This window comes from Flammeovirga yaeyamensis (assembly GCF_018736045.1).
Taxonomy (GTDB): domain Bacteria; phylum Bacteroidota; class Bacteroidia; order Cytophagales; family Flammeovirgaceae; genus Flammeovirga; species Flammeovirga yaeyamensis.
This window is the reverse complement of sequence record NZ_CP076133.1, coordinates 1,685,168-1,708,398: the sequence shown is the minus strand read 5'-3', so window position 1 is coordinate 1,708,398 and position 23,231 is coordinate 1,685,168. Positions and strand designations below refer to the sequence as shown.

The window sequence follows — 23,231 nt, the reverse complement described above, 5'->3', positions numbered from 1 at the left end:
TCTAATCAAGAGTCCAATAATTAAACATTCTACTTCACTCAAAAAATTGGGCTCTTGATATTTTATGAAATGAAAACTTTATTAAAATGAAAAATCTACTATACATGAAAACGCTAGATTCTTTAAGCGGTATTCACAACAACAATCAATTGATGCAACGTTTCTATAAAAGCGTTTTTGTAATGTCTGTTTTCCTATTTTCAGTTTTTGATGTACAATCCCAAACTATTTGTAATAATCAGATTGGGAATCAAGGAGGATATACCTATGAGTATTGGAAAGATTCTGGAAATGGTTGCATGACGCTTAACAATGGAGGAAACTTTTATGTTTCTTGGAGCAATATAGGCAACCTTTTGGCTCGAAAAGGAAAGCGTCCCGGTGTGAAAAATCAGACAGTGACGTATGGAGCAAATTACCAACCTTCGGGAAATTCTTATTTATGTATTTATGGTTGGACAACAAGTCCTTTGGTGGAATATTATATAGTGGAGAGTTGGGGAAGTTGGAGACCACCTGGGGCAAATGCTAAAGGGACTGTCACCACTGACGGAGGTACATATGATATTTATGAAACCACAAGAGTACAACAACCTTCAATTCAAGGAACAAAAACGTTTCAACAGTATTGGAGTGTTCGTCGATCGAAAAGAACAAGCGGTACAGTAACGTGTGCCAATCATTTTAATGCTTGGGCTTCTTTAGGAATGAATATGGGTAATCTATATGAAGTTTCGTTTACTGTAGAGGGTTACCAAAGTAGTGGTACATGTAATGTGTATAGTATGTCGATGGGGACAAGTAATGGAAACTCTGGTGGAGGAAATACAGGGTCGAATACGATAAAAGTAAGAGCTAAAGGCGTAAGTGGACAAGAGAAATTGAATGTCCGTATTGGTAATCAAACCATTCAGACTTTGTCGCTAACTACTAATTTTAAGATTTTTACTGTCAATACCAACTCTAATGGAGATCTAAATCTTGAATATTTTAATGATCAAAACGGCAGGGATGCTCAAGTGGATTGGGTAGAAATTAATGGAAATAGAAAACAAGCTGAACAACAATCGTATAATACAGCGGTTTGGCAAAATAATTCTTGTGGAGGTCAATATTCTGAATGGATGCATTGTAACGGAGTTTTAGGTTTTGGAAATACATCAGGAGCTAGGATGATGAATGTCGATGCTATTGATATTTCAGATAATTCAATTTATCCAAACCCAATAACTAATGGTAAAGTATCTATTAGAAATGCTGATTTAGGGGAGATTTATCAAATTGTGATTTACGATCAGCAAGGGGCAATATCAAAAAGTTGGGAGGTAAATGATGGTCAAGCACTGATGAATTTAGAACTTGATTTACCTAAAGGTATTTATATTATGCACGTGGTTGGATCTATCAAATCACTTCAAGAAAAAATCATTATTTCAAACTAAGCATTTGATGATAAGGGGAGCAAAATCAGCTCCCCTTATTAAGTTATAAGCTTGGTCCGTTTAGCTTATCATACAAATTATCTGATGACATCAAATAAGTCTCTTTTTCCAATTCTGCTTCCCATTTTTCCATAATCATTGGATTCACTTGAAGACGAGAATCGATGTATTTAAAAGTGGGATTATCAAACCACATTCTATGTGCCTTCCAATTACAATTTATGTACGAAATGGCTTTTACCGTTTTCGGATTTTGATGAATAGTCGCAAAAAATGGAGTAAACCAATTTTCCCATGCCTCCACTGCTTGATCTTGATTAGCTAAGTCAGTCTCTTTATTTTCTTCCAAAGCAGGAGTGGCTTCAGCAATAAATACGGGTTTTCCTTTTTGCTTCGCAAAGGCAATCATATTTTGTTTTTTCCACGCCCCAAAAAATGAAAAAGCACACCAATCTACATAATCATCTCCTGGGTACCATTGCTCTAATTCTTCTAATGAGGACATAAAACCACACGATTGCCAAACATAGGCTACATTAGTAATCCCCATTTCATCGTAAATATCCTTTATCCTTTTATAGGCTTTTATATAGTGTTCTCTATTGTAGTGATTCCAATCATGACCATCAAATTCATACCCAATACGCAAGAATATCGGACGAGGGGCCTGTTGTTGAAGGAAATTTCCTAATTCACGAATCATTTCATCTCTTTCACCATAAGCCACCGCAGAATCGTGATGTACCATGCCTAAGCCAATTGCCAAAGCCATATTTTTATAATCTTCATCCCCCAATTGAAGACTCATGTTGCTATCGTTATCGCCCCAATCTGCTGTAGAAGTAACACCATCCAAACCTTTATGAGTAAACCCAAAAGATTCTTCACCCGGAGTGAGTACCGTATAAGCAGTGAATCCTGCAGGACGTCTTTCAAAATAATCTAGATAACCATTGTTGTATTCTTCCAATCCTCCAATAGAAGTCAATTCCTGACCGATAAATACTAAACACTTACCGTCCTCAGGCTCAAATTTAGCTCTAGAAGTTTCTTCAATTTTAGTTTGCTTTTTTTGAACAGATGTACATGCACTTATCAAAAACACGGCACATGCACTAATACATAATCTTCTTAAAAAATTCATTTCAATTTACTTTTTGATGATGGTTTGAATTTAAGGGGTTTGACTATCGATTCATCAAATTTTTCTACCTCATTTGTACGTCATAAAGTATTGAAGTAAGAGTTGCATCATTTGAAGTATTCCTAGCAACATTTGTTATAGCGTTAAGGAGTATCAAATAGAAAAAAGGAGTATTAAAAGGTAATAGAAGACCTAATTTTTTTGATAAATTGCAATGATATTATAATTAAAGAAATACTGACATCAGACAAATGAACCAAAGAAGAAACCCATGGATAGCGGGAGTATCCAATTTTTTTATTTTAGGATTAGGTCAATTATATAACGGTGAATTAAAAAAAGGTATACTGTTTCTCCTTGGATTTACTTTTCTTCCTTTCATTCTCCGATTAACACATTTGCCTTATTCATTTTTTGGATTTTGGGTGACAATATTTATCATATTTGTTCTTCGATTGTATGTTATAATTGAAGCTGTGAAGTCCGCTAAAAAGCTTCAAGATTATACCTTAAAGGCTGTAAATAAGTGGTATTACTATTTCTTATTTATAGTAGGGTCAATAATCATTAGTTTGATATTTGATCATAATTCATTGTTAGGAGTCGGCACTTTTTCAGTAGCCTCTGAATCCATGGAACCTACTATAACTCAAGATGATTATGTTGCCGTGAAAACTTCAGTTGATGTCAATAAGTTGGAGTATGGCGATATTGTGGTTTTTTCAGATGAAGAAGATGAAGAATCATTTTATATCTGTAGGGTAGTTGCACAACCTGGAGACAAGGTGATGTTGAAGGATAATTTACTTGTAATTAACGGTCTTCCATTAGCTCATCAAAAAAAGGAAAATGATTTTTATACCGAAACTTTACCCAACTTCAAAAACATTGATATTCGAGTAAATCAAGAGGTTCCAAAAGGACATGAGTCGGCAAATACCTATGAATTTGAGATCGCTTCGGATGCCTATTTCCTAATTGGCGATAATAGAGATAGTGCTTTGGATAGTCGTTATTTAGGTGAAATCAAAAAAGATAGAATCAAAGGAAAACTGCTCTTTATTCCTTATGGTTTTGATGTGAATCGGATAGGAACAAAGTTTTAATATATGTAGACAACATTATCAATAATTCCTATACACCCTATAATTTTTCTTTATTTTCTTATTAATATTTGAAAAGACGAATATTTAAAATACGTAATAATACGTAATAACTTGATAGGCGAATATAAGAAAAGTACATCTTGAAATTTATTTTAGTAACATCACAATTAATAGAGTATTAAAATATAGATATTCAATACGTTACGTGGTGTATGGAGTTTTTGTTGTTTATCGAAAAAATGAAATTTTCATTCATCTTTTTCTTTAAAATTACGTAGAAAATTACATTAAATTTGAACTTCATACGGAATTAATTTAACTGAAGAAGATAAAATTAAAATTTATTTGTATTTTTGCACTACGAAAAATTAAATGTCAATTATTCATTTAATAAACGAAAACAGCATTACTTACTCTTAACAGATGAAAGTAAGCAAATAAACTTTCCTTTTTATACACTATACACTAAGAGAATTTTTATGAGCAGATATAACGAATATCTCCAAGAGATCGAAGAAAGAAAAGGTCAGGGGTTACATCCAAAACCGATAGACGATGCAGAATTAACTAGTGAGATCATTGCGCAAATCAAAGATGTGAACAATGAATACAGAAAAGACTCACTAAACTTCTTTATTTACAATACACTACCTGGAACAACTAGTGCAGCTGGCGTTAAAGCTCAATTCTTAAAAGAAATTATTCTTGGTGAAGCTAAAGTAGAAGAAATTACAGCAGAATTCGCTTTCGAACAATTATCACACATGAAAGGAGGTCCTTCAATCGAAGTACTTTTAGACCTTGCATTAGGTGATGATGCTTCAATTGCAGAAGCTGCAGCTAAAGTATTGAAAACGCAAGTTTTCCTTTACGATGCTGATATGGAACGTTTGGAAGTTGCGTTCAAAGCAGGAAATACTGTAGCTACGGAAATATTAAAGAGTTATGCTAATGCTGAGTTCTTCACAAAACTACCAGAGGTAGAAGAAGAAATCAAAATTGTTACTTTCATTGCTGGAACAGGTGATATCTCTACAGATTTACTTTCTCCAGGTGCTGATGCTCACTCAAGATCAGATCGTGAACTACACGGACAATGTATCTTCGAACATAATAAAGAGCAACAAAAAGCATTAACAGCATTAAAAGAACAACATCCTGATAAGCGAGTAATGTTAATCGCTGAAAAAGGTACAATGGGTGTAGGTTCTTCAAGAATGTCAGGTGTAAACAACGTAGCGTTATGGACAGGTATTCCTGGTAGCCCATATGTTCCTTTCGTTAACATCGCCCCAATTATTGCAGGTACTAACGGTATCTCTCCAATTTTCTTAACTACTGTAGGTGTAACAGGTGGTATTGGTATCGACCTTAAAAACTGGGTGAAGAAAAAGGATGAGAACGGTAACACAGTTCTTGATGCAGATGGTGAGCCAGTATTAGAGCAAACATATTCTGTGGAGACAGGTACTGTACTTACAATCAATACAAAAACAAAAAAATTATACAACGGAGATCAAGAACTAATTGATATCTCTGCTTCTTTAACTCCTCAAAAAGTAGAGTTTATTAAAGCAGGTGGTTCTTATGCAGTTGTATTTGGTAAAAAATTACAATCTTTCGCAGCAAAAACTTTAGAAGTGGAAGCTCCAGTAGTATTCGCTCCATCAAAAGAAATTTCTATTGATGGTCAAGGTTTGACAGCTGTTGAAAAGATCTTTAATAAAAATGCTGTTGGAACTACTCCAGGAGTAACATTACACTCAGGTTCTGACGTTCGTGTAGAAGTAAACATCGTAGGTTCTCAAGATACTACAGGTTTAATGACTTCTCAGGAATTAGAATCAATGGCAGCAACAGTCATCTCTCCAATTGTAGATGGTGCATACCAATCAGGTTGTCACACTGCGTCAGTTTGGGATAAGAAAGCACAAGCGAACATTCCTAAGTTGATGAAGTTTATGAACGACTTCGGTTTGATTACAGCACGTGATCCAAAAGGAGTGTACCATGCAATGACAGACGTTATTCATAAAGTATTGAATGACATTACTGTTTCTGATTGGGATATCATTATTGGTGGTGACTCTCATACAAGAATGTCTAAAGGTGTTGCTTTCGGTGCCGATTCAGGTACAGTAGCATTGGCTTTAGCAACTGGTGAGGCAACAATGCCAATTCCGGAATCTGTGAAAGTGACTTTCAAAGGTGAAATGAAAGCTTACATGGACTTCCGTGATGTAGTTCACGCTACTCAGCAACAAATGTTGAAGCAATTCGGTGGAGATAACGTATTCCAAGGTAGAGTAATTGAGGTGCACATTGGTACTTTAACGGCTGACCAAGCGTTTACTTTCACTGACTGGACAGCAGAGATGAAAGCGAAAGCTTCTATCTGTATTTCAGAAGATGAAACATTAATCGAATCTTTAGAAATTGCTAAGTCTAGAATCCAGATCATGATCGAGAAGGGTATGGACAACGATAAAGCAGTTCTTCAAGGATTAATTGATAAAGCGAACAAGAGAATCGAGGAGATCAAAACAGGAGTTAAACCTCCACTGACTCCAGATGCTGATGCGAAATACTTCGCTGAAGTAGTAGTTGATTTGGATGAAATCGCTGAACCAATGATCGCCGATCCTGACGTTTATAACGAAGATGTTTCTAAACGTTACACTCACGATACAATTAGACCTCTATCTTACTACGGTGGGGACAGACAAGTTGATCTTGGTTTCGTAGGTTCTTGTATGGTTCATAAAGGTGACATGAAGATTCTTGCTCAAATGTTGAAAAACATTGAAGAGTTACACGGTAAAGTAGAATTCAAAGCACCTCTAGTTGTTGCTCCTCCTACATACAACATTGTAGATGAGTTAAAAGCAGAAGGTGATTGGGATGTATTGAAGAAGTACTCTGGTTTCGAATTCGATGATGATGCACCTAAAAATGCTGCTCGTACGAAATACGAAAACATGCTTTACTTAGAGCGTCCTGGTTGTAACCTTTGTATGGGTAACCAAGAGAAAGCCGAGCCGGGTGATACAGTAATGGCGACTTCAACTCGTTTATTCCAAGGTAGAGTTGTAAAAGACTCTTCTGAGAAGAAAGGAGAATCGTTATTATCATCAACTCCTGTAGTAGTACTTTCAACAATCTTAGGTAGAACACCTAATTTAGAAGAGTACCAAGCAGCGGTGAAAGGAATCAACTTAACGAAGTTCAAACCTTCTTCTAAGTTGTTGACTTCTTAATTGAATTAAAATCACTACTTTTTTCAAGTAGATTTTAAAATACATTAAATCTCAGTAAATTGCGTTACGACGTTTATTTACTGAGATTTTTTTATAAACCTTAGTAAAACGACCAATATCTCTCAATCTGATATTATTTTTTAACTCAAATGATTAGCTAACAAACTCATGAAACAACTATTTTATTTTTTACTTATTGTGTTGACCTCCTGTCAAGTTCAACAAAAAATTAATACCGAAGCACTTACAGCTGAATTAGATAGTATCTATTATTTAGATCAAAAATACCGCAACCAACTATTAAATACTTATGAAATTGATTCTACAGAAATCAAAGCACTTTGGAATAAGCAAAATGCAATTGATCAAAAGAACTTAAAAAGAGTAATTGACATTATCGATACTGTAGGAGAATTTCCTGGCAAAAGTTTAGTGGGTAATAAAGGGAGCAAAGCTGTTTTTTATGTTTTACAACATGCACCAGATAGTATCCAAAATAAATACTATGATATGATCATACAAGCCGGTGAGGATCAAGAATTAAGTAAAAACTTGGTGTGTATGTATCAAGATAGATATTTAATGCAAAACGGAAAACCACAAATTTATGGATCACAAATTCAGATTGTAAAAGAATTAGACCCTCAATCAGGAGAACTAGTTGAGGTAACTAAATTGTGGCCAATTGCCGATACAACTAGCATAGATTCTTTAAGAATGTGGAACGGATTTGGTCCTTTGGAAGATTATTTGAATGCGTTTGGTTTGAGTCGTTGGGAAGAAAAATCAAATTATACGAAATAACTAACAATCTAGATCTTAATGAAAAAACTAATCAAAGGCTTCCTTCTATCGATAGTAACTATTTACATCATTTTTTGTGGTGGACTTTATCTCAATCAAGAATCTCTCATATTTTTCCCAGATAAATTAAAGGCAGATTATCAGTTTGAATTTCCTATGGATTTTGAAGAAATGAATTTCAATACTTCTGATGGAAATACGATTAATGGATTATTATTTAAAAGTGATAGTACAAAAGGTTTAGTTTTCTTTTTACATGGTAATTCGGGTTCATTAGAAAATTATGGGTATACCACTCAAGTTTTCTTAGAAAACAATTATAATGTCTTGATGATTGATTACCGCGGTTTTGGAAAAAGTACAGGTGAAATCAGTAGTCAGAAACAGCTTTTTGATGATAATCAAATGATTTATGATCGAATGAAACTTCAATATAATGAGGAGAATATTATTATTATGGGGTATTCGATTGGAACCGGTATGGCTTCTTTTTTGGCATCAAAGAATAACCCCAAAGAACTTATTCTTCAGGCACCTTATTACGGGCTAAAAGCAATGATGCGAAAACATTATCCTTATGTGCCTCCATTTTTATTAAAATATCGTTTTGCTACTTATAAATACCTCAGGAAATGTAATTTTCCCATTTACATATTCCATGGAAAAGGGGATAATGTCATTCCTTATGATCAATCAGTGAAGTTAAAAGAAGAATTTCCTTCTAAAATCGAATTGACCACTTTAAAAAATCAGGGGCACAACGGAATAAGTAATCACTCAAACTATTTAGAGGTGATGAATGTGATACTATCAAAAGAATAAGAGACTTAACTGATACAAATACCTATAATTGTTTAAATTATCTTTAAATAATATTCGAACGATTGAATAATTTGTAGTTTTGTGTACTGAACTAAACTCATTGTACATGCAACTTGATATCAGACGAATATTAGTAGTATTATTTTGTTTTGTTTTACTATCAAATACTTATGCTCAAAAGAAGAATTTACGATTCTCAGCCCTAGGAGGTCCAGCATATTCTCCCGACTATGGACTGCTTGTTGGTGGAAGTATGTTATTCACTTTTAAAACCAACCCACTCGATGTTGATTTAAGAAAATCGGTAGTGCCCATTAACTTTTCAGTGATGGAAGCAGGATATGATTTTAAAATTCATCCTCAATTATTCTTAAAGGGAGGGGATATACGTGTGTTTTCTGATTTAGAATATTTAAATACTTATAATCATTATTATGGTGTGGGTTATGAAGATAATCGAACCATAGAAAGGGGGGAAAAGACGACAGAATATTTTCAAAATACAGTCATCCTTAGAAATGATGTACTCTTCAGAATAAATGATTCACCTTTTTTTATTGGTCCCTCTTTAGATTATACTGACCGTATTCTCACAGATGTTGCTCCAGGTATAAAAGACGATTTCATTTATATATACCAATGTGGTACCGAAGAAGGAATAAACTTTAGAAATGTTGGTTTTGGTATTCGGGCAACCTACGATACAAGAGATGTACCGGTGAATGCTTATGAAGGTAAGTATTTCGATATTAATGCTCGAATGTATAATAAAGAATTAGGAAGCACCCAAAATTGGGGTGTCATCTCAGTGGAATATCGACAATATAAAAAACTTCCACGGCTTGGAGAAAGAAAAGTATTGGCTTGGACAGCAAAAGTGAGATCTACCGTTGGTGATACTCCATTTACGGATATGTCACAAATTGGCTCCCCACATGACCTAAGGGGTTATTATAAAGGGCAATTCAGAGATAAAACTTCAGCTTATATCATGGCTGAATTTCGATCGATGTGGAATTCTAAATCAAAGTTTTTATCCAAAATGGGATATACCGTTTGGGGAGGTGTCGGAATGATTGGGTCAGATATTGTCACCCCACAAGGTGTATTACCTAATTTCGGAGCAGGATTTCGTTACGAGGTACAACCAAGAATGAACTTTAGAATTGATGTTGGGCATGATCCCCTGCAAAATCAGACACTCATTTATTTTAATATGACAGAAGCATTTTAATTTTTTTTTCGCGTTAAGAAAAAAAATAATTGATTATTAAAATTATAAATATATCTTTGCGCCACTAGAAAATGTACTACCTGATTATCATCATAATTATTTAAAAAAATACCCTACCCAAAAACATAAAAAAGGCCTAAATATCTCTGACTAGCTTAAGGTGTACAAATTCTATCTTTATTATTAAAACATATTGTAAGTAGTTGATGTTTAATACTTTGTAAAGTATTAAGCCGGTTTCTTGTACGCTATATATTTCAGTTAAATAGTAGTCGTATTCGTACTGTTTCTTTCATAATTAATTTGAAACGGATGGATCTAAATCAAATCGACAAAATCGAATTAGAATACCTCAAATTCGAAGATTATTTGGAGATTAAAGGTGTGATGGTATCTGCCTATTCTTCAATGCCTGATTCTTATTGGAAAGAAGATCAGATTAAAAATCTTTTGGAAAAATTTCCGGAAGGTCAAGTAGTCATTAAAGTGAATGGGAATATCGCAGGTACTGCTTTATCTATTATTGTGAATTACAATCAATTTGATGATAACCACACCTACCGAGATATCACTGCTGATTATACATTTAATTCTCATGATTACAATGGGGATACTTTGTATGGGATTGACGTATTTATTAAACCAGAATTTAGAGGTTTAAGACTGGGTAGAAGACTCTATGATTACAGAAAAGAATTATGTGAGAATCTTAACCTAAGAGGGATTGCATTTGGGGGTAGAATACCGAATTATCATAAGTTTTCTGATGAGATTACTCCAAAGGAATATCTAGAAAAAGTGAAGTTAAAGGAGATACATGATCCTGTGCTAAACTTTCAGATATCCAATGATTTCCATCCAACAAGAATACTAAAAGGTTACCTTGAAGGGGACGAAGATTCTGGTGAATATGCAGTGCTTTTAGAGTGGGATAACATTTATTATGAAAAACCAACTGAGAAAGCGACAACCCAAAAAAAAGTAGTACGTTTAGGCTTGATACAATGGCAAATGAGACCATACAAAGATATCAATTCATTGCTACAGCAAGCAGAATATTTTATAGATGCAGTGTCAGGATATCGATCAGATTTTGCAGTATTTCCAGAGTTTTTCAATGCTCCGCTTATGGCAAAATATAACGATTTATCAGGAGCAAGAGCTATTAGAGAACTAGCAAAATATACAGAAGAAATAATTGAAAAATTCTCCAACTTCTCAATTTCATACAACATAAATATCATTGCAGGCTCAATGCCAGAAGTAAAAGATGGTGAATTATTAAATGTAGGCTATCTATGCAAAAGAGACGGAACAGTAGAACGATTTGAAAAAATCCACATCAACCCAGATGAAAAGAAAGTTTGGGGTATGCAAGGTGGTAAAGGACTCAAAACATTTGATACAGATTGTGGAAAAATTGGTGTTTTGATATGTAACGATGTAGAGTTTCCAGAATTGAGTCGATTGTTAGCTGAAGAGGAAATGGAAATACTCTTTGTACCATTTTTAACCGATACACAAAATGGGTATTCCAGAGTAAGACATTGTGCTCAAGCAAGGGCAATCGAAAATGAGTGTTATGTGGCCATCACAGGAAGTGTAGGAAACCTTCCAAATGTTCATAATATGGATATACAGTTCGCTCAATCTATGGTATTTACCCCTTGCGATTTTGCTTTCCCGACGAGCGGGGTCAAAGCAGAAGCTACACCAAATACAGAAATGATTTTAATAGCAGATGTCGATCTTGATTTACTGAGAGAATTACATCAGCACGGTAATGTTAGAAACTTAAAAGACAGAAGAACAGATATTTATCATTTAGAAAAAATTTAATCGATTTTAATTACACCTCAACCATTTTATGTAAAGATGAAAAACACATACTTTGATTTAATTGAACAAAGCTATTACTTTCCACAGGAAGGTTTTGATCTCAGAGACAACTCTCTCACTTTTCATGGCGTTTCTTTGAAACATCTTATTGAAAAACACGGAACTCCTTTTCGCTTTATTTATTTACCTAAGATTGGTGATCAGATTAAAAAGGCAAGAAACTTATTCAACAGAGTCATTAAAAACAATGCTTATCAAGGCGAATATAATTTCTGCTATTGTACAAAATGTAACCACTTTTATCACGTAGTAAACGAAGCGATTAAACATAATGTCAATCTGGAAACGTCCTCTTCATTTGATATTGATTTAATCTTATCATTATATGAAAAAGGTAAAATCACTACAGATATCAAAATCATTCATAACGGATATAAAACAGAGGATTATCTAAGAAAGATTGTCGATTTACAAAAAGCGGGTTTCCACAACTCTGTGATCATTCTAGATAGTATTAACGAGTACCATCGTTTAGCAAGAATTAAAACAAAGCATGTGGTAAAGATTGGGGTGAGAATGTCCATTAACGAAGAAGCACAATCGGCTTATTATACTTCGAGATTAGGCATCCCTCAAAAGGATATATTGGAATTTTACAGAACTTATATTCATGACAACCCTAAAGTTGAATTTAAGATGTTCCATTTCTTTGTGGATTCTGGAATAAAAGATACGCCTTATTACTGGGGAGAATTTAGAAGAGCATTATCTCTTTACATCGACTTGAAGAAAGAATGCGAATCTCTAGATTCTTTGAACATGGGAGGTGGATTTCCAATTAGAAACAACTTGGGATTTGAATACAACTATGAGTACATGATCAATGAGATTGTATCAACAATCAAATCAGCTTGTGCTGAAAGTAAAATTCCCGAACCTCATTTATTTACAGAATATGGTAAATACACAGTAGGAGAAGCAGGTGCCATCATTTTCGAAGTATTAGATAAGAAAGAACAAAACGATACAGAAACATGGTACATCATCGATAACAGTTTAATGAATACCATTCCAGATGCATGGTCAATTCAGGAAAAATTCATCTTGTTACCGGTAAACAAATGGGACCATGAATATGGTAGAGTGAATATTGGAGGAATCAGTTGCGATCATTCGGATTATTACAATTCAGATGATTTAAACCAAGAGGTTTTATTACCAAAATTTGATAAAACCAAAGACAAAGAACCATTGTATTTAGGGTTCTTCCATACAGGTGCTTATCAAGATTCTGTAAGTGGATATGGTGGAATAAAGCATTGTCTGATTCCAGCTCCAAAACATGTAATCATTGATAGAGATGAAAAAGGGAATATCATAGATACGGTGTATCGTGAAGAGCAATCGGTTAGTGAAATGTTTAAAATTTTAGGATACAATGAGTAATCCATACATTTTCGCAGGTTTAGAAGAAAAGTATTCTGCTTACAGTAATGCAAATATTTTACTTCAGCCTATCCCATACGATGGAACAAGCACTTGGGGAAAAGGGGCGGACAAAGGTTTAGCTACTTTCATAGAAGCTTCTGAAAACATGGAACTTTATGATATCGAAACAGATTCTGAAGTCTATAAAAAAGGAGTATATGTTCTTCCTGAAATTGATGAAAATTCAAGTCCTGAAAAAGTGTATCAAGCTGTGTATAAGAAGACAAAAGATCTACTTGATTCAGGAAAATATCTCACTTTTTTTGGAGGGGAACATTCCATAAGTATCGGAGTAATTGATGCTTTCAAAGAGAAATACGAAAACCTTACTGTACTTCAAATTGATGCACACGCCGATCTACGACCAAGTTATCTAGGTTCGGAATTTAACCATGCTTGCGCTTTGTATCGTGCTTCTAAATCGACCAATTTAATTCAGGTGGGCATTAGAAGTATGGATGTATCTGAGAAAGAACATATGAATTTTGATAAGTGTTACTTCGCAGAAGATATTTATGGTAATTACGATTGGATGGATAAGTCAATTGATCAGATGACTGACGATGTATATCTCACTATTGATTTGGACGCATTTGATCCAGGAATAATGCCAGCAACAGGCACACCAGAGCCAGGTGGTTTTGATTGGAACACATTAATCATTTATCTCAAAAAAGTTTTTACAAAAAAGAATGTGGTTGGGTTTGATATAGTTGAATTTGCACCTATCGAAGGTTTGCACGGACCCGGATTCTTAGTTTCAAAATTGTACTACAAATTATTATCATATAAATACTATGGAAAATAAAGGAGCTATCTCTCAATATATGCTAGAGCACTTTAAACACTTCAATGCTGCTAGCTTAGTGGATGCTGCTAAAGGTTATGAAGCACAATTAGTAGCAGGGAATAAAATGATGGTTACGCTTGCAGGAGCTATGAGTACTGCAGAATTGGGGAAATCATTAGCCGAAATGATTCGACAAGATAAAATTCAGATTATCTCTTGTACAGGGGCCAACTTGGAAGAAGATGTGATGAACTTGGTAGCACATTCATTCTACAAAAGAATACCAGAATATAGAGATCTAACACCTCAACAAGAAAGAGAATTGTTGGATAGTGGTCTAAACAGAGTAACGGATACTTGTATTCCAGAAGAGGAAGCTTTTAGAAGATTACAAGATCATATCTATAAAATCTGGAAAATAGCAGAAGAAAACGGAGAAAGATATTTCCCACATGAGTACATGTATAAAATGTTGCTATCTGGGGAGTTGGAACAATATTATGAAATTGATCCTAAGAACAGTTGGTTGTTGGCTGCAGCCGAAAAGAACTTACCTATTGTTGTCCCAGGATGGGAAGATTCGACTATGGGGAACATCTTTGCTTCTTACTGTATCAAAGGAAAATTACTACCTTCTACTATGAAATCAGGTATAGAATACATGACTTGGTTGGCAGATTGGTATACAGAAAATACACAAGGAAATGGCATCGGGTTTTTCCAAATAGGTGGAGGCATTGCAGGTGATTTTCCAATTTGTGTAGTACCAATGTTGTATCAGGATTTAGAAAGACCAGAAACACCGTTTTGGAGTTATTTCTGTCAGATTTCAGATTCAACAACTAGTTATGGTTCGTATTCAGGAGCAGTCCCTAACGAGAAAATCACATGGGGAAAATTGGACGCTGATACACCGAAGTATATTGTAGAGTCAGATGCTACTATTGTAGCCCCTTTGATTTTTGCCTACTTACTAGGGTATTAGATTTTGTTTTGATAATCAAGAACTCTCAGATTGTTTGATGTATAAAATAGAGTTCTTGAGGTTGTATAATTAATGTCAGTAATTAAAGATAAATCGAGGAGTATTGCTCCTTGTATTTGTACGAGTTATTAAATAGTTTTAGTATTATAAAGATGAAAGGACGTCGCTATGCAACGTCCTTTCTTATATTTTATTGAGGCGAGAACCTCGTAAATCGTATTTCTTCTTTTAAACTTCTTTCGATAAAGTTTGATCGAGCACCATTCACTAGATACACTTCAATTCCTTTTTCGAAGCAGATTTTGGCCGCACTAATTTTGGAAGTCATTCCTCCAGTACCTAAACCATTTTCCCTTTCTTCGATATACTGATCAATATTCGATAGGTCATTCACTACTGGAATCAGTTCAGCATCATCATGTAAATTGGGGTTTTTAGTAAACAACCCTTCAATATCCGATGCGATGATGAGCAGGTTAGCATCCACCAAAGAAGCCACCAAGGCAGATAATTTATCATTATCACCTAAGATCAATTCTTCTACTGCCACTGTATCATTTTCATTAAAAATGGGAATGAAACCGTGATTCAATAACTCATCTACTGTATTTCTTGTATTTTTTCTTGATTCTTCGTTATCAAAATCTTTATAGGTCATTAAACATTGAGCCACTTTTAGATCAAAATCGCCAAAACATTCAGCATAGATCTGTAAAAGTTTAGGCTGACCAATGGCTGATAGTGCCTGCTTAGAGTGCACCATATTGTTTTTTAACCCATTAATATTGATGAACTGTTTAGCAGTTGCAACAGCTCCCGAAGAAACCAAAATGATATCGTATCGATCTCTTAAAGCAAGAATTTGTCGACCAATATTTTCTATTTTACCTCGTGAAATTAGTTTGGTACCTGCCGTTAAAGTGGAGGTGCCAATTTTCACTACAATTCTTGGCTTCATTTTAATTACGTGTTTGTCCGTTACCCGAAATAAACCATTTGTTAGATACGAGCTGAGCCAATCCAACAGGTCCTCTAAAGTGTAACTTTTGTGTACTAATGGCAATCTCAGCACCAAAGCCAAACTGTCCACCATCTGTAAACCTCGATGAGGCATTGTGATAAACTGCTGCACAATCTACTTCATACTGGTAAGCAGTGGCCACTTCTTTATCATTTGTGATAATCACAGCAGAATGTCCTCCAGAATACTTGTTGATAGTGTTTACTGCCGATACTTTATCAGGAGTTACGGTAAATAAGATTTTCTCTGATAAAAATTCCTCTGGCATTAATGCATCTACATCGGCTTTTTGAGCTAAGGAAGTGAAAGTAGTTACTTGATCATCACCTAAAACTTCTAAACCAAAATCGGTTGCTTTTTGAGCCAATTGAGCTACTTTATCAGCTAATTGAGGAATCTCTTGATCGAACAATACTTTGTCGATCGCGTTACAAACACTCAAACGACTTTTACCATTTAAGACAATATCGATGGCCATATCAAAATCTACATCCTTATGGATATAGATAAAGTTATTTCCACGTCCACTAATCATCAAAGGAACGTTCGTCGTTTGTTTGATATAATTAATCAGACCTTCACCACCTCTCGGGATAATTAAGTCCAATTGATATGTATTTTCCGAAAGCATTTTTTGTGTAGCAGCACGATCTATGTCTAAATACTCCACATAGTCTTCGCTGACATCATTAGATTTTAATGCTTTTTTCCAAAGGTCGACTAAAACCAGATTCGAATTTCTAGCTTCTTTGCCACCTTTTAATAGGATCTTGTTTCCAGATTTAAAAGCACTTACTGCAGCCTCGATAGTTACATCAGGACGCGATTCGTAAATAATAAGAATACGACCAAAAGGAACCACACGATTTTCTACAGTCATCCCATTGGGGTGTTCGTAAGCACTTAATACTTTCCCCTCGGGGTCTTCCAAACCTAAAACTTCAGCTACAGAACCTACCATACCCTTCACTTTTTTGTCATCCACTTTTAGACGATCCACCAAAGTGGGGTCAAGGTCTCCTGCCTTTTCTAAATCCAACTTGTTGGCCTCGATAATCGATGAAGCATGATCTTCAATCAACATCGCCAAATCTTTTAGCACATTGTTCTTCTTCTCTGTGGAAAGTATCATCTTCTTTATAAGTTATTGTTAGTTATCCCACAATCGCTTTGTGGTTTGGAATTAATTCTCACAATATACGGCGATATTATCAAAGAATTTAATATTTAATTGATAAATTAATAATAATAGATCTAAACCATTGATATTTTTCAATTTTATACTGCTTTTTTATTTTATTAAATTAAATAGTAATTTGATGTTTAAATTGGAACTTTGACCTAGTTTAAACATAAATTATATATGTATTTCGAAGGAACTATATCCATTGACCCATCTCAATTGACGCATATTGAGAAAGTTAAACCAACAAAAGCATTCAAAAGAGTATTTTATTATTTGACCTTAGGAAATGTTTCTGATCAAGTAGAAAAAGAAACATTTACGGCGGTTTCTATCCTACAACAATTAAATGATGTACTGATTCATTTAGGTATTGATAATATTGTTCGATTATCACACGATGGTATCGATTTTTATTTAGATAAATACGGTAAGGAAGGCGATCTTAAAGAAGCTTTTGATAAATACGATTTAGAAATTGATCATTCCATGTCAACACACTACGAGAAGCTGGTGATGGTAATGGAACATGACGATACTACTTTTAAATATTTATTAGAAATTGATATTAACCGTACCCACAAAGTAGGAGAGTATCCTATTGAAATGAAGGTGACCGGTTTATTAAATCAGTTTAAAAAATCGGATAAAGATCGTACGGCTGTAGAATCAGAAATGTCTGATATTTTCAAAGATCAAGAAGCTTATAATAAGTTTAAGGCATCCAAACAATATGAATTTGAGCAGTTTTTGAACGAAATTAAAATGGCTATCATCAAATTGATGAAAGTAGATGATGTCATTACCAAAACAAAAACGAAGGTGGTTGTACCTAAAAATAAGGTACAAGAAGAATCAGATATTCGATACGATCAATCCTTCGGACAATATGGAGTTCATTATGGTTATTATGGTTTCTCGGATTTCCTTTTCTACAGCATGTTATGGTCGAATATGAGTCATACAAATAATATTACCATGTATGAAACTCACTTGGAATCGGACATGGGAGAAGAATTAGGTTTCTTCGATGAAGTCGATACTTCTTCGGATTATTTTAATGATGAGGTGGAGACAGATTATCACGACCTTGAAACTGAAAGTGAAGATTACTCATCAGACGATTTTGAATCAAACGATACTGGTTTTGAAAGTACGGAAGATTCAGGAAGCTGGTTCGATTTCGGTGGAGATAGTGATAGTGATTGGGGTGGTTTTGATGATTTTGATTCTGATTGGTAATATTTAAAGAATTTAAATAAAAAGGCTTTTATACTTCGGTGTAGAAGTCTTTTTTTTATATTTTTATTTGTATTGATATTATTTGTTTAAATGAAGACACCAAAAAAGCCAGAGAACGAGTTTCAAAGAATTAAAGATTTGTATTCCTACAATGTTTTGGATACTCTAAATGATATTGATTTTGATTATATCACTCAAATGGCTGCACAAATATGTCAAACAAAAATATCAGTGGTTAGTCTTGTAGATCGAGAACGACAGTGGTTTAAATCTAAATTTGGTATTGATGCCGCTGAAACACCAAGAGATGTTTCATTTTGTGGTCATGCGATCTTAGAACCCGATAAAATGTTGGAAGTAAGCGATGCTCGATTAGACGAAAGGTTTGCCGACAATCCTCTAGTTACAGGAGCCCCTCATGTTACTTTTTATGCTGGAATCCCTTTAGTTACCGAAGAAGGAAATGCATTGGGTACATTATGTGTAATTGATGATCAACCCAAAGAACTCAACGATTATCAAAAAGAAAGTCTGAAGATATTAACACATCAAGTAGTCCGACTTTTAGAATTAAGGAAAAGAACACTTCAGATAGAAAAAAATAATCAGGAACTGACTAAATATTCAGAACACTTAAAAGACTTCATTCAGATTTCTACTCAGAATATGAATGGACCTGTTCTTAGTATGAATAGTATTATCAACTTAGCTCTTTTAAAACAACCCGACCCACAGATAGAAAGCTACTTAAAAAGAATATCGAGAGAAATTGATATCCTGCAAGACTTAATGAGGGATTTTGAAAAGTACGATGAAATTGTAAAAAGAAAAGAGAACCTTGAAATCTATTGCCTCAAAGATTTAACTAGGGACTTTAACGATTTCTTATCCCAATATTCTAACATATATACCATTAATATTCATTCTGATCTAGAACATCTGGTAATTGATCAGAAAAATATAATAGAAATTTTTCATCAATTGGTTAGCTTCTTTATTGGTTACTCCAACAAAAAAGTACTTGATTTTGATTTAACGATTCTTGAAAACTACTTCAACTATGAATTTGAGTTGAAGGTAAAAAAATTGACCATTGAAAAAGATCATCTAAAAAATATTTTTGATCCTTTTATAAGTAAAATCTTAAATCAGAAAAACGATAAAAAAATCAAGAAAGATTTGTCTCTAATACACAAGCTTATTAGCATGAAAGGTGGGAAAATTAATGTGACTTCTAATGAAGAGGATGGGACAGTTATTTATTTCTCTATTGAAAAATAAAAAATTAGCTAACAAAGGTTAACCTAAATAAAAACTTTGTTATGAGTGTTGATAATACAATAATAAATGAGCACATTTGTTATGTTCAAACATATAAACATAATATATGAACATTACAATAAACCATAACTCAGCATTACCACTTCATAAGCAAATAGAAAATGTATTGAGAGATTTAATCGATACAGGAGAGTATGACAATGGAAAACTATTTCCTAAAGAAGTAGATATCAGTAATCGTCTTGGTGTTTCTAGAAATACTGTGAGACAGGCCATCAATACGTTGGTGACAGAAGGATTATTGATAAGAAAGAAGGGAGTAGGAACAACTGTAGCTGAAAAGAAAATTCAAACGAAGTTATCTGAGTGGCATAGTTTCACTCAAGAAATGAATAATAAAGGAATTCCTTTTAAAAACTATAAAGTCCAATTAACCAAAGTGAAAGCAACGGAAGAATTGGCTTTATTACTTTCAATAGAAGAAGGAAAGGAAATCATGAAATTGGAAAGAATTAGAGGCGACAAGGACATGCCATTTGTGCACTTTGTTTCATGGTTTCATCCAAAAATTGATTTTGACGAGAACGAATCATTCGAGAAACCTTTGTATGATATTATAGAGGAAAGATCGAATATTATCCTTACAAAATCTTCAGAAGAATTATTGGCTATGTTGGCAGACAAACAATTGGCCCTAGATTTAAAAGTAGAAGAAGGATCGCCAGTTTTATTTAGAAAAAGAGCAGTGGCTGATCCAGGAGGTAGAGTGATGGAAATTAATCATGGGTATTATCGAGGAGATCGTTTTACCTATCAGATCGAGATTAACCGATAACTACCACAGCACTTACATTAAATGAACTGAAATTACTTATTAAATGAGACTAGACGCTAACAACGAAACAACCTATATACTTACTGCTGATATCGGCGGGAGTCACATTACGTCTTCAGTCGTTAATGTGGAACAAAAATCTATTGTAGAAAATACAATATTTCATTCAACGGTGAATAGTCAAGGAACTGCTGATGAAATATTAGCTACTTGGTTAAACGCTTTAGCCTCTTCCTTAGAAAAATGTAATGATATTAAAATCTCTGGGGTAAGTATTGCCATGCCCGGTCCATTTGATTACAACAAGGGGATCTGCTTAATGGAAAATGTCGGTAAATACGATTCTATTTACGGATATAACATTAAGTTAGCTGTCTATGAAAAACTTTATCAACATCTTCCTTCTGCAGAAAATGTAGTCTTCCTTAATGATGCTGATGCCTTTATTTTAGGTGCTGTCTATCAACAAAATTGGGAGACTGATAAGGTAATCGGTATTACTTTAGGTACCGGTTATGGTTCTGGTTTTGTAGAAAATGGACAATTGAGAACATCTGGAAAAGACATTCCTAAAGATGGTTTATTGTACTGTCAGCCTTATAAAGAGGGCATTAATGAGGACTATATTTCTACAAGATGGTTCGTAAATGAATGGAATAAAAAAACAGGGGAATCAATAAAAGGAGTAAAGGAGGTAGCTGAATCTCAGGAGGCATTATCAAATGATCTTTTCGAAGAATTTGGGCAGAATTTATCCAATACTTTATTGCCTTGGCGCACATCATTTAACCCTTCTAAATTAATCATCGGAGGCAACATCACGAAAGCCTTATCACGATTTGAAAATACATTAAATAAAGATTTAAATATAAATGAAATAATTGCTTATCCTTCTACAGAGGAAGCTTCTATGATTGGGGCTGCGATTCATTTTACAAAAACTATATCAAACAAAATGACAAGAAATACGAAACAATATTTGATGCCTTCAAAAGTAGAAGGAACGGAGAAAGGACAATACAATATTTATCCTTCTCATCAATTAACTGAGGGCGAAATTAATATTGGATATGCTTCTTTAGCACAATCAATCAAAGGAAATAATAAAATTCTTTTAGACGGTTTTGTAGGAGTGGATTGGGAAGCCGTTACTTCTCAGTTATTAGATGCTTTAAAAGCGGAAGGTATTCAGAAAGCAACTTTCTTAAACTTGGATGGTGCTTTAAAATCAGATAAAGAAATTGAAGAATTGGTAGCACCTTATTTAGGTGGTGATGATCCAATTTTCGGTAAAATATACGATAAAAACCTTGTGGATTTCTTTGATCAAGAGAAGTTGGATCAATTAAAGAATCAAGAAGGTGAATTGGTAATTATCTATGGTAGTGGTGCTTCTTTACTACAGGACAGCGATACTGCTCTAGTATATTTTGATGTACCAAAAAATGAGATTCAATTCCGTTCTAGAGCATCAAGAGTATTGAACTTAGGTGCCAGAGAAATCGTTGCTCCAAAGCCTCAATATAAGCGTATGTATTTTGTGGATTGGATGATTTTGAACGATCAAAAATCGAAAATTCTTAAGGATATTGACTTTATAGTTGATGAACAAAGAAGCAACGAAATTACTTGGACGGATGGTGATACTTTCCGCAAAGGTTTAGAAGACATGTCGCAAAATGCATTTAGAGTTCGACCTTGGTTTGAGCCTGGTGCGTGGGGTGGACAATGGATTAAAGATAAAATTGGCGGATTAAATGATGATGTACCGAACTATGCTTGGTCGTTTGAATTAATCGTTCCAGAAAACGGTATTGTTTTCGAACAAAACGGAAACTTATTAGAAGTATCTTTCGACTTCTTGATGTTCCACAATCATCATAATGTATTGGGTGAAGCAGCCAACCGTTTTGGTTATGAATTCCCAATCCGTTTCGACTTCTTGGATACTTACGATGGAGGTAATCTATCTGTTCAATGTCACCCAAGAGTACCTTACATGCAGGAACACTTTGGACATAAGTTTACGCAAGATGAAACCTATTACATGCTTGATGCTGAGGAGGATGCGAAAGTATACCTTGGTTTCCAAGAGGACATTGAGCCTAAAGCATTCGAAAATGCATTAACACATGCAATGGAATCTGGTGAAGAAATGGATGTAGAAAAATACGTTCAAGTTCACAAGGCGAATAAACACGATTTGTTCTTGATTCCAAACGGTACCATCCACTGTTCTGGTAAAAACGGAATGGTATTAGAAATTAGCTCAACTCCCTATATTTTCACTTTTAAGATGTACGATTGGCAACGTTTAGATTTGGACGGAAAGCCAAGACCAATGAACATCGAAAGAGGTATGGAAAACTTGTATTTCGACCGTAAAGGTGATAAAGTGCAAGAGGAATTGATCTCTAAACAAGTAGTGACAGAAGAAGGTGAGGATTATCAAATCGTAAATCTTTCAACGCACAAAGAGCATTTTTATGCTGTGGATCGTTTTGAGTTCGATTCATCGATTGAAGTAGAGTTGAACAACCAATGTCATATTATGAGTTTGGTAGAAGGCGAATCGATCACAGTCGTGACCAACGAAAAAACATTTGATATTAATTATGCTGAGACTTTTGTAGTTCCAGCAGCAAGTAAGCACTATAAGTTAATTAACACTTCTGGCAAGAGAGTCAAAGTGATAAAATCTTATGTGAAATCGGAAGAGTGCTAAGCACTTAGAATTATTACTTGACTTGGAGGATTG

At 34.3% G+C, this 23,231-nt stretch carries 17 protein-coding genes; 14 read left to right on the top strand and 3 right to left on the bottom strand.

Translation table 11 applies throughout. The features are described 5' to 3' along the window. The first annotated feature begins 86 nt into the window (after positions 1 to 86). Complete coding sequence (locus KMW28_RS26565) at positions 87 to 1,442, top strand: glycoside hydrolase family 11 protein (RefSeq protein ID WP_169667096.1); 1,356 nt, start codon at positions 87 to 89, stop codon at positions 1,440 to 1,442. A gap of 43 nt (positions 1,443 to 1,485) precedes the next feature. On the opposite strand, the gene KMW28_RS26560 is transcribed toward KMW28_RS26565, so the two are convergent. Further along, positions 1,486 to 2,586 (bottom strand): glycoside hydrolase family 26 protein, encoded by a 1,101-nt coding sequence (locus tag KMW28_RS26560; RefSeq protein WP_205958243.1) that lies wholly within the window; start codon positions 2,584 to 2,586, stop codon positions 1,486 to 1,488. 251 nt (positions 2,587 to 2,837) lie between these two features. On the opposite strand from KMW28_RS26560, the gene lepB reads away from it, so the two are divergent. The 9 genes from lepB to KMW28_RS26515 all read left to right on the top strand — a co-directional run bounded on the left by lepB (position 2,838) and on the right by KMW28_RS26515 (position 14,911). Continuing rightward, the gene (lepB, locus tag KMW28_RS26555; RefSeq protein ID WP_169667098.1) at positions 2,838 to 3,692 is read left to right on the top strand and encodes a signal peptidase I; all 855 of its coding nucleotides are present in this window, start codon (positions 2,838 to 2,840) and stop codon (positions 3,690 to 3,692) included. A gap of 479 nt (positions 3,693 to 4,171) precedes the next feature. Next, complete coding sequence (locus KMW28_RS26550; protein WP_169667100.1) at positions 4,172 to 6,949, top strand: bifunctional aconitate hydratase 2/2-methylisocitrate dehydratase; 2,778 nt, start codon at positions 4,172 to 4,174, stop codon at positions 6,947 to 6,949. A 168-nt stretch (positions 6,950 to 7,117) separates the two neighbouring features. Next, positions 7,118 to 7,753 carry a DUF6624 domain-containing protein gene (locus tag KMW28_RS26545; protein ID WP_169667102.1) on the top strand — a complete coding sequence of 212 codons (636 nt, stop codon included), beginning with the start codon at positions 7,118 to 7,120 and terminating at the stop codon, positions 7,751 to 7,753. A gap of 18 nt (positions 7,754 to 7,771) precedes the next feature. Then, entirely contained in the window at positions 7,772 to 8,575 is an 804-nt protein-coding gene (locus KMW28_RS26540; RefSeq protein WP_169667104.1) for an alpha/beta hydrolase, read from the top strand. 106 nt (positions 8,576 to 8,681) lie between these two features. Beyond that, complete coding sequence (locus tag KMW28_RS26535) at positions 8,682 to 9,809, top strand: BamA/TamA family outer membrane protein (protein ID WP_169667106.1); 1,128 nt, start codon at positions 8,682 to 8,684, stop codon at positions 9,807 to 9,809. Between the two features lie 312 nt (positions 9,810 to 10,121). After that, positions 10,122 to 11,648, top strand: coding sequence for a carbon-nitrogen hydrolase family protein (locus KMW28_RS26530; RefSeq protein WP_169667108.1), 1,527 nt, complete (start codon positions 10,122 to 10,124; stop codon positions 11,646 to 11,648). A gap of 36 nt (positions 11,649 to 11,684) precedes the next feature. After that, positions 11,685 to 13,094, top strand: a complete 1,410-nt coding sequence (locus KMW28_RS26525) for a type III PLP-dependent enzyme domain-containing protein (RefSeq protein ID WP_169667110.1) — start codon at positions 11,685 to 11,687, stop codon at positions 13,092 to 13,094. Then, the gene (speB, locus tag KMW28_RS26520) at positions 13,087 to 13,944 is read left to right on the top strand and encodes an agmatinase (RefSeq protein WP_169667112.1); all 858 of its coding nucleotides are present in this window, start codon (positions 13,087 to 13,089) and stop codon (positions 13,942 to 13,944) included. Before KMW28_RS26525 ends, speB begins: the two co-directional genes overlap by 8 nt. Further along, positions 13,934 to 14,911, top strand: coding sequence for a deoxyhypusine synthase family protein (locus KMW28_RS26515; RefSeq protein ID WP_169667114.1), 978 nt, complete (start codon positions 13,934 to 13,936; stop codon positions 14,909 to 14,911). The genes speB and KMW28_RS26515 overlap by 11 nt, the downstream gene beginning before the upstream one ends. A gap of 190 nt (positions 14,912 to 15,101) precedes the next feature. Here KMW28_RS26515 and proB read toward each other — a convergent pair whose 3' ends face one another. Together proB and KMW28_RS26505 are read right to left on the bottom strand one after the other, a co-directional pair. Further along, a complete protein-coding gene (proB, locus tag KMW28_RS26510; protein WP_169667116.1) occupies positions 15,102 to 15,869 on the bottom strand; it encodes a glutamate 5-kinase in 768 nt (255 codons plus the stop codon). 1 nt (position 15,870) lies between these two features. Further along, positions 15,871 to 17,064: a glutamate-5-semialdehyde dehydrogenase gene (locus tag KMW28_RS26505; RefSeq protein WP_169667118.1), complete on the bottom strand. Its 1,194-nt coding sequence runs from the start codon at positions 17,062 to 17,064 to the stop codon at positions 15,871 to 15,873. Positions 17,065 to 17,295: 231 nt separating this feature from the next. On the opposite strand from KMW28_RS26505, the gene KMW28_RS26500 reads away from it, so the two are divergent. The 4 genes from KMW28_RS26500 to KMW28_RS26485 all read left to right on the top strand — a co-directional run bounded on the left by KMW28_RS26500 (position 17,296) and on the right by KMW28_RS26485 (position 23,198). Then, complete coding sequence (locus tag KMW28_RS26500; protein WP_169667120.1) at positions 17,296 to 18,357, top strand: hypothetical protein; 1,062 nt, start codon at positions 17,296 to 17,298, stop codon at positions 18,355 to 18,357. 90 nt (positions 18,358 to 18,447) lie between these two features. Next, positions 18,448 to 19,638, top strand: coding sequence for a GAF domain-containing sensor histidine kinase (locus KMW28_RS26495; protein ID WP_169667122.1), 1,191 nt, complete (start codon positions 18,448 to 18,450; stop codon positions 19,636 to 19,638). 106 nt (positions 19,639 to 19,744) lie between these two features. Beyond that, positions 19,745 to 20,473 carry a GntR family transcriptional regulator gene (locus KMW28_RS26490; protein WP_169667124.1) on the top strand — a complete coding sequence of 243 codons (729 nt, stop codon included), beginning with the start codon at positions 19,745 to 19,747 and terminating at the stop codon, positions 20,471 to 20,473. Between the two features lie 43 nt (positions 20,474 to 20,516). Beyond that, positions 20,517 to 23,198, top strand: coding sequence for an ROK family protein (locus KMW28_RS26485; protein WP_169667126.1), 2,682 nt, complete (start codon positions 20,517 to 20,519; stop codon positions 23,196 to 23,198). Positions 23,199 to 23,231 lie beyond the last annotated feature (33 nt).